Origin of the sequence: Nocardioides insulae DSM 17944, from assembly GCF_000422825.1 — a bacterium.
GTDB lineage: Bacteria > Actinomycetota > Actinomycetes > Propionibacteriales > Nocardioidaceae > Nocardioides > Nocardioides insulae.
The window spans coordinates 620557-634806 of record NZ_KE383929.1; the positions used below are offsets into that span (position 1 = coordinate 620557).

General features: G+C 70.1%; 16 protein-coding genes and 1 tRNA gene. 1 reads left to right on the plus strand and 16 read right to left on the minus strand.

From position 1 onward, the window contains the following. From G515_RS0117355 to G515_RS0117430, 16 genes are all read right to left on the minus strand, one after another. Positions 1-1131, minus strand: coding sequence for an NAD(P)H-dependent flavin oxidoreductase (locus G515_RS0117355; RefSeq protein ID WP_028661167.1), 1131 nt, complete (start codon positions 1129-1131; stop codon positions 1-3). 166 nt (positions 1132-1297) lie between these two features. Beyond that, complete coding sequence (locus tag G515_RS0117360; RefSeq protein ID WP_028661168.1) at positions 1298-1990, minus strand: YwaF family protein; 693 nt, start codon at positions 1988-1990, stop codon at positions 1298-1300. 161 nt (positions 1991-2151) lie between these two features. Then, positions 2152-3513: a glutamate decarboxylase gene (gene gad, locus G515_RS0117365; RefSeq protein WP_028661169.1), complete on the minus strand. Its 1362-nt coding sequence runs from the start codon at positions 3511-3513 to the stop codon at positions 2152-2154. Positions 3514-3705: 192 nt separating this feature from the next. Continuing rightward, positions 3706-3778: transfer RNA gene (locus G515_RS0117370), tRNA-Ala, on the minus strand. Positions 3779-3859: 81 nt separating this feature from the next. After that, entirely contained in the window at positions 3860-4462 is a 603-nt protein-coding gene (locus G515_RS0117375) for a histidine phosphatase family protein (RefSeq protein ID WP_028661170.1), read from the minus strand. Continuing rightward, complete coding sequence (gene rsfS / locus G515_RS0117380; RefSeq protein ID WP_028661171.1) at positions 4459-4890, minus strand: ribosome silencing factor; 432 nt, start codon at positions 4888-4890, stop codon at positions 4459-4461. Before rsfS ends, G515_RS0117375 begins: the two co-directional genes overlap by 4 nt. Positions 4891-4930: 40 nt before the next feature. Continuing rightward, positions 4931-5539 (minus strand): nicotinate-nucleotide adenylyltransferase, encoded by a 609-nt coding sequence (nadD, locus tag G515_RS0117385; RefSeq protein ID WP_281168311.1) that lies wholly within the window; start codon positions 5537-5539, stop codon positions 4931-4933. Between the two features lie 14 nt (positions 5540-5553). Then, complete coding sequence (locus tag G515_RS23670; RefSeq protein WP_157571174.1) at positions 5554-5706, minus strand: hypothetical protein; 153 nt, start codon at positions 5704-5706, stop codon at positions 5554-5556. Positions 5707-5807: 101 nt separating this feature from the next. Then, complete coding sequence (locus G515_RS0117395) at positions 5808-7058, minus strand: glutamate-5-semialdehyde dehydrogenase (protein ID WP_028661173.1); 1251 nt, start codon at positions 7056-7058, stop codon at positions 5808-5810. 61 nt (positions 7059-7119) lie between these two features. After that, positions 7120-8013 (minus strand): phosphotransferase family protein, encoded by an 894-nt coding sequence (locus tag G515_RS0117400; RefSeq protein WP_028661174.1) that lies wholly within the window; start codon positions 8011-8013, stop codon positions 7120-7122. 200 nt (positions 8014-8213) lie between these two features. After that, positions 8214-9167 (minus strand): electron transfer flavoprotein subunit alpha/FixB family protein, encoded by a 954-nt coding sequence (locus G515_RS0117405; protein WP_028661175.1) that lies wholly within the window; start codon positions 9165-9167, stop codon positions 8214-8216. Between the two features lie 13 nt (positions 9168-9180). After that, complete coding sequence (locus G515_RS0117410; protein ID WP_028661176.1) at positions 9181-9981, minus strand: electron transfer flavoprotein subunit beta/FixA family protein; 801 nt, start codon at positions 9979-9981, stop codon at positions 9181-9183. 189 nt (positions 9982-10170) lie between these two features. After that, positions 10171-10509: a hypothetical protein gene (locus G515_RS0117415; RefSeq protein ID WP_051218528.1), complete on the minus strand. Its 339-nt coding sequence runs from the start codon at positions 10507-10509 to the stop codon at positions 10171-10173. 6 nt (positions 10510-10515) lie between these two features. After that, the gene (locus G515_RS0117420; protein ID WP_425411236.1) at positions 10516-11322 is read right to left on the minus strand and encodes an enoyl-CoA hydratase/isomerase family protein; all 807 of its coding nucleotides are present in this window, start codon (positions 11320-11322) and stop codon (positions 10516-10518) included. 96 nt (positions 11323-11418) lie between these two features. After that, on the minus strand, positions 11419-12312 hold the full coding sequence (locus tag G515_RS0117425) for an RNA polymerase sigma-70 factor (RefSeq protein ID WP_036555937.1): 894 nt from the start codon (positions 12310-12312) through the stop codon (positions 11419-11421). Further along, positions 12309-12905, minus strand: coding sequence for a carboxymuconolactone decarboxylase family protein (locus tag G515_RS0117430; RefSeq protein WP_028661180.1), 597 nt, complete (start codon positions 12903-12905; stop codon positions 12309-12311). The genes G515_RS0117425 and G515_RS0117430 overlap by 4 nt, the downstream gene beginning before the upstream one ends. Positions 12906-13186: 281 nt before the next feature. Between G515_RS0117430 and G515_RS0117435 the strand changes: the two genes are divergently transcribed. Next, positions 13187-14230 (plus strand): NAD(P)-dependent alcohol dehydrogenase, encoded by a 1044-nt coding sequence (locus tag G515_RS0117435; RefSeq protein ID WP_028661181.1) that lies wholly within the window; start codon positions 13187-13189, stop codon positions 14228-14230. Positions 14231-14250 lie beyond the last annotated feature (20 nt).

Below are 14250 nucleotides of genomic sequence, written 5' to 3' on the forward strand. Positions count from 1 at the left end.
TCAGCCCAGCGTGCCGGCGAGCCGCTCCGTCGCCGCGAGGTAGTCCTCCGCCATCTCCAGGACGACCTCGCGGGCGGGACGCTTCCTGGTCATCAGGCCCACGCCCTGGCCGACGAAGTACGTCGCGAGCCGCTGCGCCCCCGGGTGCCCCTTGGCGGCGAGCTGGTCGATGCGCCGCAGGGTCGGCTCGGACAGGACGCTCTGCAGCGGCATCGGCAGGGCCGCCGGCGCATCGAGGCCGGCCTCCCAGGCGTCGGTCCAGTCCGAGCGGAGCTGGCGTGAGTACTTGCCGGTGCGGCCCTTGGACCGCACCGTGTCGCGGGAGCCGGCGGCCAGCATCTTCTCCACCGTGTACGGCGCGGTCTCCGCCTCCTCGGTGGTCAGCCACACCGACCCCATCCAGGCACCCGCGGCGCCCATCGCGACGCTGGCTGCCACCTGCCGCCCGGTGACGATCCCGCCCGCGGCCAACACGGGAACGCTGCGGTGCGGCTTGATCGCCTCGATCACCTCGGGCACGAGCACCATCGTGGACACGTCGCCACAGTGCCCACCGGCCTCTCCGCCCTGAGCCACGATCACGTCCACCCCCGCCTGGACCTGCTTGATCGCATGTTCCTTGGCCCCGACCAGCGCGGCGACGGGAACGTTGTAGCTGCGCCCGGCCTCCAACATGAAGCTCGGGGGCACGCCCAGGGCGTTGGCCAGCAGGCCGACGGGGTGCTTCAGCGTCACCTCCAGCAGCCGGGCACCGGTCTCGTCGTTGAAGCGGCCACCCATCACGAACAGGCTCTCCCCGAACTGTTCCGCGTCCAGATCGTGGTCGGCGAGCAATCGGAGGACATAGGCCTTGTGCTCCTCGGGCACCAGGCCCACCACGTCGGCGTCGGTGAGCTCCTGGCCCTTCCCCTCGTAGGTCTCGGGGCAGATGATGTCGACGCCGTACGGGCGACCCTTGACCTGCGAGTCGATCCAGGCGAGCTCGGCCTCGAGCGCCTCCGGGGTGTGGGAGGAGGCCCCCAGCACCCCGAATCCGCCGGCGTTGGTCACTGCCGCGACCACATCCCGGCAGTGGCTGAAGGCCAGCAGCGGCAGGTCGATGTCGAGCAGGTCGCAGATCTCGGTGCGCACAGGCCCCGTCCTTCCTCGCCGGTCGGGCCGGCGAGCCTCGTTCGGTCAGGTTCGGGCACACCATACTGAGATCTCGCTCACATGACACCGGGTCGCACGGCACCGGGCCGCACGGCACCGGGTCGCACGGCTGGCACCGGTTCGCGCGGCGCCGGGTCGCCCGCGGTCACGCGGCATGCGGCGAGCTCCGGGCGGCGGCGGTGCGGGTCCACGGCCAGGTCATCAGCGCCCAGACCGCGGCGATGACCACGATCTCGACGAGGACGTAGACCGGCCAGGGCCCCAGCAGGTCCAGGACCGAGCCGGTCCCGGGCTTCTCGTTGACGAAGCCGTAGTTGGTGCCGAGCGCCGCGTTCACCACGAACACCACGATCAGCCACGCCCCCGTGGCAACGACGGTCGCGCGGTACCACCACCAGGTCGGCCTCAGCCGCACCCCCCAGACGAGGTGGACCGCTGCCCACACGACCAGCAGGTGCTGTCCCCAGAAGGCGACGAACCCCGCATGCGGGAAGGGCTGCTCCAGGGCGGGGGTCAGGGCCGCCTGGGTGGTGAGTGCCAGCCCCCAGTAGTAGGTGAGCGCGGCGGGGAACCGATCCCGTGTCCACAACGCCCAGGCAGCCGCCATCCAGGCGAGGTCGCACAGTTGGAGCGGGAGCACGGTCTCGAGGTGGTAGTCATGGCGGATCAGCAGCAGGCCCTGGCTCACCAGCACGAACACCGGGATGAGCACCGCGAGGATCCGGCCTATCCGGCGGTCGCGGTCCCACCGTCCCAGGAGCACCGCCGGGACCAGCCCGAGACCGAGCAGCACCAGCATCGACCAGTGGGCGACGCCGTAGGCCTGGAAACTCTCCACCTCTCGACAGTGCAGCAGACCGGGTCTCCTGGGAAGCGCCTGGGCACGCCGGCGGCCACCCCGTCACACATGGCCGGAACACGGCTCGCCCTCCGACGGCGTCCTTCCCAGCCGTCCTTCCCGGCCGTCATTCCAGGCCGTCAGGTCCGGGTGCCGCGGACTCAGTGACCCGGACCCTGCACCATCTGTCGCCGCTCCTCCTCGTGTGCCCCGCCCTTGCGCTCGAGCGTCGCACAGGCGTCCGCGATGTCGCGGGCGAGGGTGTCGACGTGCTCACGACTGAAGTTCTCCTTGACCAGGGCCCGCATGATCGTGATCTTCTGCGCGTTCGGCGGCAGCGTGTACGCCGGCACCATCCACCCGCGCTCCGCGGAGAGCTGCCAGGCGAGATCGAACTCGTCGAAGGGCTCGTCCGCACGCAGGCGGAACGCGACCAGCGGGAGGTGCTCGTCCTCGCGCCCGATCAGCTCGAAGCGGTCGATCGCCTCGAGCCGGTCGGCCAGCGCACGGGCGTTGTCCTCCATGCCGCGCATGATGTAGGTGTACCCCTCCCGACCGAACCGCACCAGGTTGTAGTACTGCGCCAGCACCATGCTGGACCCGGTGGAGAAGTTGAGGGTGAAGGTGGAGTCGGTCTTGCCGAGGTAGTTCTCCTCGAAGACCAGGTCGGAGGCGAGGTCGTCCGCCTCGCGGAAGATCAACCACCCCACGCCGGGGTAGACCAGTCCGAACTTGTGTCCGGACACGTTGATCGAGCGCACCTGCTCCAACCGGAAGTCCCACGGCGTGTCCGGGTAGAGGAAGGGCCAGACGAAGCCGCCGCTGGCCCCGTCGACATGCAGGGGTACGTCGAGGCCCCGCTCGCGCTTGAGACGGACCAGCAGGTCGTTGATCCCGACCACGTCGTCACGGTGCCCGGTGAAGGTCGTGCCGACCACGGCGGCAACACCGATCGTGTGATCGTCGAGGTGCGGGGCGACGTCGTCGGGGCCGATCGTGTACCTACCCTCCTGCAGCGGCACGATCCGTGGCTCGACGTCGAAGTACCGGCAGAACTTCTCCCACACCACGTGCACGTCGCCGCCGAAGACCAGGTTCGGTCGGTCGGTGGACGCGCCCGCCGCGGCCCGGCGCTCGCGCCACTTCCACTTCAGGGACAGGGCACCGAGCATGATCGCCTCCGAGGACCCCTGGGTCCGAGCCCCGACGGTCTCACCAGGCGCGTTGAACAGGTCCGCGATCATCCGGATGCAGCGCTGCTCGATCTCAGCGGTCCGGGGATACTCGGCATGGTCGATGAAGTTGCGGTGCAGGTTCGCGGCGATGATCCGCTGGGCCTCGGGCTCCATCCAGGTGGTCACGAAGGTCGCCAGGTTGCGCCCCGGATCGCCCTCCAGTGCCATGTCGAGCGCGACCAGGCGCATCGCGTCCGTCGCGGGCATCCCCTGGTCCGGGAACTTCCGGGTGGGGATGTCCTGATCGAGGAATCTGCCTCCGAACAGGGCGGCCGGGTCAGTGCTCATCTGGACTCTCCGAGGATCGAGGGAGCAACGTGATCCACCATGCCAGTCCCGGGTGCCGACGTACTCCCCCGAAAGGGGGTGGTTCGCGTCGGCGTGCGATCGGTCGGCCGCCCCTGGTCCGGTCGGTGCCCAGGTGCGGTGCGCAGACGCAGCAGAGCCGGACCCGAAGGTCCGGCTCTCTGTGTGATCCGGTGGAGCTGAGGGGACTCGAACCCCTGACCCTCTGCATGCCATGCAGATGCGCTACCAGCTGCGCCACAGCCCCGTGGTGCTGCTCCCGGTAGATCTAGGCCGGGGCAACGACGGAAACATTAATGCATGGCTCGGAGGTTGGCGAAATCGGGGCTCACACCCCCAGGTTGTACGCCGCCAGGGTGGCCCGGCCGGAGTCGATCTCGACCTCGGCCCAGTGGCAGTTGTCCATCCCCCGCAGCGCTGACGAGGCCTCCTCGTCCCAGCCGAGCAGCCCGCCCACGGCGTACTTGATCGCGAGGCCGTGCGCGACGGCCAGCGCCGTCTCACCCTCCGGGGTGAGCGCGAGCAGGTCGATGAGCGCGGCGTGCAGCCGGTCGGAGAGTTCGCTGATCTTCTCCGCGCCCGGGACCGCGGCCGGGTCGCCGGCGCGGAAGGCGGCGTACTGCTCGGGCAGCCGGGCCTTGAACTCGCTGTGCAGCCAGTTCTGGACGTCACCGAAGTGACGCTCACGCAGCCTGGCGTCGCGCGTGACCGGCAGGCCGCCACAGGCTTCGGCGACGTGGTCGGCGGTGACCGCGGCCCTGGCCAGATCACTGCTCCAGATCACGACAGGCGACAGTGCCGCGACCAGCGGCGCCACTTCGGCCGCCTGAGCGAGACCGGCCGCATCCAGGGGCGCGTCGAGCTGGCCCTGGATCCGCTGCTGGTGGTTGAAGGTGGTGCGTCCGTGCCGGAGCAGGATCAGTCGCTTCACAGCGCCGACTCGCCGCCCGTCTCCTCCGCGGGCGGGGTGGCGCCGGCTGCCGGTTCGACCGGTCCGGTCACGTCGGCGGGCAGGGCGATGGTGGGGCAGTCGCGCCACAGCCGCTCGAGCGCGTAGAACTGACGCTCCTCCTCGTGCTGTACGTGCACGACGATGTCGCCGTAGTCGATGAGCACCCAGCGGGCATCGCGCTCGCCTTCGCGCCGGAGCGGCTTGGCGCCCGCTTCGCGGAGCTTGTCCTCGATCTCGTCGACGATGGCCTTGACCTGGCGGTCGTTGTTGCCCGAGGCCAGCAGGAAGGCGTCGGTGATGGCGATCTGTTCGCTCACGTCGAAGGCGACCAGGTTGCGGGCCTGCTTCTCAGAGGCCGCCCGGGCGGCGGTGCGGATCAGATCGAGGGCGTGGTCGGTGGCGGTCATGCGGGCTCGCAGTCTCGGAGGCTGCTCCTGGGCCGGCTGCTCAGGAGGACGAATGGTCGGCATAGAGGCGGTGCTTGGCGATGTACTGCACCACCCCGTCGGGCACGAGATACCAGACCGGTTCGCCGTTGGCGGTCCGGGACCGGCAGTCGGTGGAGGAGATCGCCAATGCGGGGATCTCCACCATGGTCACCCGGTCGGAGGGAATTTGCGCAAGCGTGGGGCCGTCGACGGTGTACCCGGGGCGTGTACACCCCACGAAGCGGGCCAGTTCGAAGAGATCCTCGGTGCCGCGCCAGGTGAAGATATCGGCCAGTGCGTCGGCACCGGTGATGAAGTACAGCTCGTCACCCGGCATCGCCTCGTGCAGGTCGCGCAGGGTGTCGATGGTGTACGTCGGACCGGACCGGTCGATGTCGACCCGGCTCACCGTGAACCGAGGGTTGCTGGCCGTGGCGATGACGGTCATGAGGTAGCGGTGCTCCGCCGGAGAGACCACCCGGTGGGACTTCTGCCAGGGATCGCCGGTCGGCACGAAGACGACCTCGTCGAGGTCGAACCAGGCCTGCACCTCCGAGGCCGCCACCAGGTGACCGTGGTGGATCGGGTCGAAGGTCCCGCCCATCACACCGACACGGCGCCGGGCCACAGGAGGTCCCGGACTCAGGAGTGCTCGCGCCCGGCGCCGAAGAACATCAGAGCGGCGAGCAGCACGAGCAGGATCGCCAGGGCGCCGAGACCGACCCCTGCGGCGAGGCCCATGCTGACCTCGTGCTCGGCGGATTCGGCGGACATCTGGACAACGGTGTTGAGCATGCGCACACCTTACCCGGCGGGGCACCCCCGGTGGCCACCGGCTCACGCCCGGGATCGAGGCGGGATCGAGGGCCACGGGCCGTGCTGCCGGGGACGTGGGCCTAGCGGATCTGGCCCTCGCCGGTCACGACGTACTTGGTGCTGGTCATCTCCGGCAGACCCATCGGACCACGGGCGTGGAGCTTCTGGGTGCTGATGCCGATCTCGGCACCGAACCCGAACTCCCCACCATCGGTGAACCTGGTGCTGGCGTTGACCATCACGGCGGCACTGTCGACCCGTGCGGTGAACCGGCGGGCCGCGGCGAGATCCTCGGTGATGATCGCCTCGGTGTGGCCACTGGAGAACCTGCGGATGTGTGCCACCGCCGCGTCGAGCGAAGGCACGACGGCCGCGGAGATGATCGAGTCGAGGAACTCGGTGTCGTGGTCCTCATCGGTGACGGGCACGACCCCGTCGACCGCGGCGAAGGTCTCATCGCCGCGCACCTCCACGCCCCGCTCCTGGAGGGCGGCCACGACCTTGGGCACGAAGACCTCGGCCACCTCGGCGTGCACCAGCAGCGATTCGGCGCTGTTGCACACACTCGTGCGGTGGGTCTTGGAGTTGATCACCACGGCGAGCGCCTTCTCCAGATCGGCCGCCGCGTCGACGTACACGTGGACATTGCCGGTGCCGGTCTCGATCACCGGGACGATGGATTCCTCGACCACCCTGCGGATCAGTCCGGCACCACCGCGGGGGATCACCACGTCGACCAGGCCGCGGGCACGCATCAGCGCCTGGACACTGTCGCGGGACTCCGCGGGGAGCTGCTGGATCACGTCGGCGGGGAGGCCGTTGGCCTCGACCGCGGCCCGCAGCACGGTGGTGATCGCGGCGTTGGAGTCCGAGGCGCTCCGCGAGCCGCGCAGGAGCACGGCGTTGCCGGACTTGAGGCAGATGCCGGCGGCGTCCGCGGTGACGTTGGGCCGGGCCTCGTAGATCATCCCGACCACGCCGAAGGGCACGCGGACCTGGCGCATCTCGAGCCCGTTGGGCAGGGTCGAGCCGCGCACCACCTCGCCCACCGGGTCAGGCAGGGCCGCGACCTCGCGCAATCCCTGGGCCATGGCCTGCAACCGCGCCGGGGTGAGCCGGAGTCGGTCGACGATGTTGCTCGGCGTGCCCTCGGCCTCGGCGCGCGCGATGTCCTCGGCGTTGGCGGCCAGGATCTCCTCAGCCCGCTCCACCAGGGCCTCGGCCATCCCCACCAGGGCGGCGTCCTTGGTCGCTCGCGTGGCGACCGCGAGGTCGTAACCGGCCTCCCTGGCGCGCAGCGCTGCGCTCCGAACCTCCTGCTCGATGCTCATGCGCTCAGGATAGGTCCGTCCCCCGACACTCCCCTCCCTTGTCCGAGACCCGAGGCGGCACCTACGAGTGCTCGGTCGCTGCGACGTCGCCCTGCGCTGCGATGGTCCGGAGCCGCCGCAGGGCCCGATCGGCCACCGGGTTCTGCCCGGCACGGGATGCCAGTTCGACCAGTGCGGGCAGATCGGCGGCGTGAGCGATGTCCAGATCCTCCCCGTCACCGCCCCGCTCCCCCGGCCGAGCAGCACTCCAGCCGGTCAGGATCCCGGCAAGGTACTGTGCGTCCCGATCGAAGCGGACGAGGTTGCCCAGATCGGTGAAGCTGTGCCCGGCGTGGGCGAACTCCCAGTCCACGACCGCCAGCACCGCCAGAGTCGTCGGGTCGAGGAGGACGTTCTTCGGATTCAGGTCGCTGTGGACCAGGCACGCGCGCGGCCGGGCGGCCAACCGTTCCGCTGCCGCCCGCGCAACCTCCCGTAGACCGGTCAGCTCGTCCTGGCTCAGCTCCAGCCGGTCGGAGTACTCGTCCACCCAGTCGGGCAGCCAGAGATCGTACGGCGTGATCCGCAGGTCGGCGTCGGCGAAGGTTCCAGCACGCAGCATCGGGATCCGGGACAGGGTGCGGGCGATCGCCCCGAGCGCGCATCCCACGCGGTGCCGCCCCTGCGCGTCGAGGTCCGGCAGCAGCAGGTCGCCGCGTACGCCGTCCACGAACTCGGTCACGAGCAGCCCCGGCGTGCCGGCCTCCGGGTCGGCCCGGCGTACCTCCAGCACCTGGGGTACGGGGATCAGGCCGCGCACCAGCCGCAGCAGCGCCTCCTGGATCTGAGGTGCCTGGGGATGGTGCCGTGGGTCCGCGAAGATCCGCACCACCGACCGGCTCCCCGACGCTTCGGCGAGGAACGTCTCCCCCGACCACCCACCGTCGAGCGGGCTCAGCGAGGAGAAGTCGTCCACCTCGGGATCATCGCACGGCCGGTCCATCGACTCGGAGCCCCAATGGCCACTTGCGTCACAGCGCCCAGGGGATAGTGGCACTTCTGGCCGTCTTTTCGGCCGGAAAGCGGACGTTTCCCCGGTTCACCGGGGAAACGTCCACTCCCAAACGCACCGAAGCCCGCCCCGCACGAGGCGGGACGGGCTCGGGAGCGGGGGGATCAGCCCTTGCGCTTGTTGATCTCCTCGGTCAGCGCGGGGAGGACGGTGTGGAGGTCACCCACGACACCGAAGTCGACCAGCTCGAACATCGGGGCCTCTTCGTCCTTGTTGACGGCCACGATGGTCTTGGAGGTCTGCATGCCGGCACGGTGCTGGATGGCGCCCGAGATGCCGTTGGCGACGTAGAGCTGCGGAGAGACGGTCTTGCCGGTCTGACCCACCTGGAAGGTGTGAGGGATCCAGCCGGAGTCGACCGCGGCCCGCGAGGCGCCGACGGCCGCGCCGAGGGCGTCAGCGAGGCCCTCGACCGCGGTGAAGTCGCCGCCGGTGCCGCGTCCACCGGAGACGACGATCGCCGCCTCGGTGAGCTCGGGGCGACCGGATGCCTTGCGCGGCTGGGCGGCCACGATCTGGGCGGTCTTGGCGGCGTCGGAGATCGTCACCGCGAACTGCTCGACGGAGCCGGCGGCAGCCGACTCGACCGGAGCGGCGGAGTTGGGCTTGACCGTGATGATCGGGGTGCCCTTGGTGACCTTCGCGGTGGCGGTGAAGCCACCGGCGAAGACGGACTGGGTGGTCACGCCACCGTCGGCGATGTCGACGGCGTCGGTGATCAGGCCCGACTCGAGCTTGATCGCGAGGCGGCCGGCCACCTCCTTGTTCTCCGCCGAGGACGGGAGCAGGACCGCAGCCGGAGCCACCTGGGCGGCCAGCTGCTGGAGAGCCTCGGCCTTGGGAGCCACCAGGTAGCCCTTGATCTGCGCGTCATCGATCGCGTAGACCTTCTCCGCGCCGTAGGCCTTGACCTTCTCCGCGGCGCCGGCGGCCTGGCCGGGGTCTCCGATGAAGACGGCCGAGGGGGTGCCGAGTCGGGCGGCCAGGGTCAGCAGTTCGTAGGTCGGCTTCTTGACCTCGCCACCGACGTGGTCGATCAGAACCAGGACTTCAGACATGTCAGCGGGCTCCTCAGATGAACTTCTTTGACGCGAGGAACCCGGCTAGCGCCACTGCGCCCGAGCCGTCCTCGTCCTTGACGATCTCGCCGGCGGTGCGCGGCGGGCGCGGAGCGGTGTCCTCGACCTGGCTCCAGGCCACCGAGAGACCCACCTGCGCGGGCTCGACACCGAGGTCGGCCAGCGACCAGGTCTCCAGCGGCTTCTTCTTGGCGGCCATGATGCCCTTGAACGACGGGTAGCGCGCCTCGCCGGACTGGTCGGTCACCGAGAGCACCAGCGGCATGGTGCCGCCGATCACCTCGGTGGCGGTGTCACCGTCACGCTTGATGCGGACCTGGTCCCCCTGGGTCTCCACGACCGAGGCCTGGGTGACCTGCGGCAGCCCGAGACGCTCGGCCAGCATCGCCGGCACCACGCTCATCGACGCGTCGGTCGAGGCCAGGCCGCACATGACGACCTCGGGGACGGCGCCGCCGTTGGCCTTCTTCACGGCCTCGGCGAGCACCAGGGAGGTCGCGATCGCATCCGAGCCGGCGATGGCCTCGTCCTGCACGTGGACCGCCTTGTCGGCGCCCATCTGCAGAGCCTTGCGGACCGCGTCCACGGCCTTCTCGGGACCGATGGTCAGCGCGGTCACGGTGATCTCCTCGTCGGAGCGCTTCTCCTTGAGCTGGAGAGCCTGCTCGACGGCGTACTCGTCGAGCTCGGAGAGCAGACCGTCGACGCCGACGCGATCCACGGTGTTGTCAGCCTCGAAGGACCGGTCGCCGGTCGCATCGGGGACGTACTTCACACAGACGACAATGTTCATGGTGGTGTGGCCGGGTGGCCCCTCCTGATGCTTCGTGGGTTTGTACGAAGATACCGACGAGTCACTTACGCCGGGCACTGCTCTCAGCACCGAAAATGTCACACAGGTGTGCCGCCTCCCACATCGGGTCTCGGATGTGAGACCCGACACAGCGGTACGACGGCCCCCTCCCGGGGGCCCGCAGACTCCTCAGCGTGGCCGGAGGATGCGGTCCCCGAGCCTGCCGACCACCAGCCAGCACAGTGCACCGACACCGTAGTTGACCAGCACGGTGTTGGTCGCGGCGCTCTCCCCGTCGAAGGCGACGATCGGCTGACCGAGGTCGAAGACCCCCACATCGGCCACGTCGGCGAGGTCGAGGACGAACGAGACCAGGGTGTTGGCCGGGTTGGCTCCGACGGTGATGAGCAGGGCGGCGACCGCGAGACACAGGGCGGCGAGCAGGCAGATGGTCCAGACCAGGTGGCCGAGCACTCGACGCAACCCGTTCAGCACCCTGCGCCGTGGCCGCTCGGTCTCCGCGGGCACCCCGCGTCACTTCCCCTCGAAGACAGCCTTACCGGGACCGTTCTCCACGAACGACCGCATACCCGTGGCGCTGTCCTCGGTGGCGAAGACACCGGCGAACTGAGCCTTCTCGATCTCCAGCCCGGTGGCCAGGTCCACCCCGAGGCCCTGGTCGATGCTGGTCTTCGCGGCGCGCAGCGCGTACGCCGCGGCCCGGCGGAACTGGCCGGCCCAGGCCTGCGCCTCGGCGTACACGTCCGCCGCGGCGACGACGCGGTCGGCGAGCCCCAGCGCGAGTGCCTCCGATGCGGGCACGAACCGGCCGGTGAAGATCAGGTCCTTGGCCTTGCTGGGACCGATCAGGCGCGAGAGCCGCTGGGTTCCCCCGGCGCCGGGGATGATCCCGAGCAGGATCTCGGGCTGCCCGAAGGTGGCGTTGTCCGCGGCGATCCGGTAGTCGGCGGCGAGGGCGAGTTCACAGCCACCGCCGAGCGCGTAGCCGGTGACGGCGGCCACCACCGGCTTCGGGATCTGGGCCACCGCCGTGACCGCGCCGGAGACCGACTCGGCCCGCTGCACCATCTGGGCGTAGCTGAGCTCGGCCATCTCCTTGACGTCATTGCCCGCCGCGAAGAGCCGCTCCCCGCCGTACAGCACGACCGCGCGGACGTCGTCCCGTTCGGCGGCCTCGGTCGCGGCCGCGCGCAACTCCTCCTGCACCTGGAAACTGATCGCATTCATCTTCGGCCGGTCGAGCCGGATGGTGCCGACGCCGTCGTCGACGGTCAGGTTGACGAACTCACCCATGAACTGCACGTCCTCCACACGCTCCACCGGCCCCGGGTTGGGCCGGACACCGGGTCATCCTCACCGGAGGGCCCAGCATGCCAGTGCGCGGGTGAGCTCGGACACGCGGTCTCGTCCGCCGGGTCACCTCGCCAACGGCGTCGGCGCCGCCATCCGGGCCAGCTTGTGCGGATTGCGAACCAGGTAGAGGCCGGTGACCAGCCCTTCCTCGACCCGTACCGTCACGGCCTGGTCGAGCACCCCGCCGAGCCACACCAGCAGGGCGGGTGCGCCGTTGACCTCCGCCTCGACCATCCGGATCTCCGCGACCGTCTCGAGGGTCTTGGCGAGCGTGCCGGACAGGAATCGCAGCACCTTGTCCGCCCCCTCGATCGGGCGCCGGGCGGCGTTCCTGACCCCGCCTCCGTCGGTCATGAGCACCACATCGGGGGCGAGGACGTCGACCAGGGACTGGAGGTCGCCGGTCTCCACCGCCTGCCGGAAGCGGGTCGTCACCCGGCGGCCCTCCTCGGCCGAGACCACCTCCCGCGGCCGGCGGGCGGCCACGTGCGAGCGCGCCCGATGGGCGATCTGACGTACGGCGGCCGGGGTCTTGTCCACGGCACGGGCGATCTCGTCGTAGCCCAGCTCGAAGACCTCGCGCAGCACGAAGATCGCCCGCTCGACCGGTCCCAGCGTCTCGAGCACGAGCAGCATGGCGGTCGAGACACTGTCGGCCAGCTCGACGTCATCCGCGACGTCCGGGGACGTCAGCAGCGGTTCGGGCAACCAGGGTCCGACGTAGGCCTCCTTGCGCCGCGAGAGGGTGCGCACCCGGTTGAGCGCCTGCCGGGTCGCGATGCGGACGAGATAGGCGCGGGGGTCCCGCACCTCGTCGAGGTCCACCTCGGACCAGCGCAGCCAGGTCTCCTGGACGACGTCCTCGGCGTCACCGGCCGAGCTCAGCATCTCGTAGGCCACCGTGAACAGCAGGCTGCGGTGCGCCACGAAGACGTCGAGGGCGGGGTCGGACGTCATGACGGCGACCGTATCGCCGTGGCACCCCCCGCGTCGGCCAGCGGGATCTCGCACCTGTCCGAGAACCCCTGGCTCTGTAGCCCGGCGGCCGAGTTGGCGCGCGACCGCATGTTCTCCAGGGCGATCATCTCGGTCAACTCCACCACAGCGGGGGCACCCAACTCCTCGAGCAGGCGCGCGACCAGGTCGTCGGTGACGGTCGGCGGGGTTACGGTCATCGCCTCGGCGTACTCGAGGACGTCGCGCTCCAGGTCGGAGAAGACGTCGCTGTCCCGCCACCGCGGCACCTGGCTGATCCTGCTGAGGTCCAGCCCGGACTCTCGGGCCTTGAAGTAGCCGAAGTCGAGGCACCAACTGCACCCGATCAGGGCGGCGCTGGCGAGCTGCGCGTAGGTCTTCAGGGTGGGGTCGAGGGCGTCCCACTTCGCGACCTTGCCCTCGAAGGAGAGCACCGAGCGGAGCACCTTCGGCTGGTGCGCGGCCACATGGGCGACGTCGGGGATCTCCCCGAAGGTACGGCGGCAGTAGGCCGCGATCAGGCGGCCGGTCAGGCCCCGCAGGGGCGCCTTCGGGATGCGGAACGTGCTGGGCACAGCGATCTCCTCCTCATGTGTCTGTGATCGGGAGGTGCGGATGCGTTCCCTCCCTGCCATGGGACACCGCCCGCGCGCCGGTTGTGACACGCCGGTCGTCCTGAGGGGAACCACTGATCGATCCCGCCTGCTGCGCACCGGTGTCGATCAGCCTCTCCCTAGCGCGGTCGCGAAGGCCGGAGTAGGAATGTGAACGGTCCCCGTCGCACCAGGCGACGAACCGCAGCACGCAGACACCGGACCGCAGTTCGTGCAGACCGCACACACAGAGAGGTGCTCCTATGAAAGCCCTGCAGTACGTCGAAGTCGGTGCGCCGCCCCAGGTGCGCGACGTGCCCAAGCCGGAGCCCGCGCCGGGCGAGGTGCTGATCAAGGTCACCGCCGCCGGCGCCTGCCACTCCGACTCGTTCGTGATGGGCCTGACCGAGGAGCAGTTCGCGCAGTTCGGCTACCCGCTCCCGATGACGCTGGGGCACGAGGGCGTGGGCGTGGTCGACACCCTGGGCGACGGGGTCACCTCGGTGAGCGTCGGTGACGCCGTGGCGGTCTACGGCCCCCAGGGCTGCGGGCGCTGCTACCAGTGCGCCCAGGGCAAGGAGAACTACTGCCCGCGCGCCGCCGAGCTCGGCATCACCCCTCCCGGCCTGGGCTCGGACGGCTCGATGGCCGAGTACATGATCGTGCGCGATGCGCGGCACCTCGTCCCGCTGGGCGACCTCGACCCGGTGGCCAACGTCGCCCTCACCGATGCCGGCCTCACGCCGTACCACGCGATCAAGATGTCGTTGCCCAAGCTGGTCCCGGGCTCGACGGCGGTCGTGATCGGCGCCGGTGGCCTCGGGCACGTCGCCATCCAGATCCTGCGGGCGATCACTCCGGCCACGGTGATCGCACTCGACGTCAGCGAGGACAAGCTCGCCCTGGCCACCGACGTCGGCGCGCACCACGCCTTCCTCTCCGACTCCGGCGCACCGGGAAAGATCGGCGAGGCGCTGGGTCGCCCGACCGTGACTGCGGTCTTCGACTTCGTGGGCATCCAGCCGACGATGGACCTCACGGCTTCGTTGCTCGGCACCGAGAGCGACCAGGTGGTCGTGGGAGTCGGCGCCGGCACGGCGAACATCGGCATGCTCGCCAGGCCCTACGACTCCGCCATCCGCGGACCCTATTGGGGCTCGCGTGCCGAACTGATGGAGGTGCTCGAACTCGCCCGCGCCGGGCTGGTGACGGTGGAGACCGAGTCGTTCTCCCTCGACGACGCACCGACGGCCTACCACCGCCTGCACGAGGGCACGCTGCGCGGCCGCGCCGTGGTCGTCCCCTGACTCCGGCGTCCGTGCTCGCC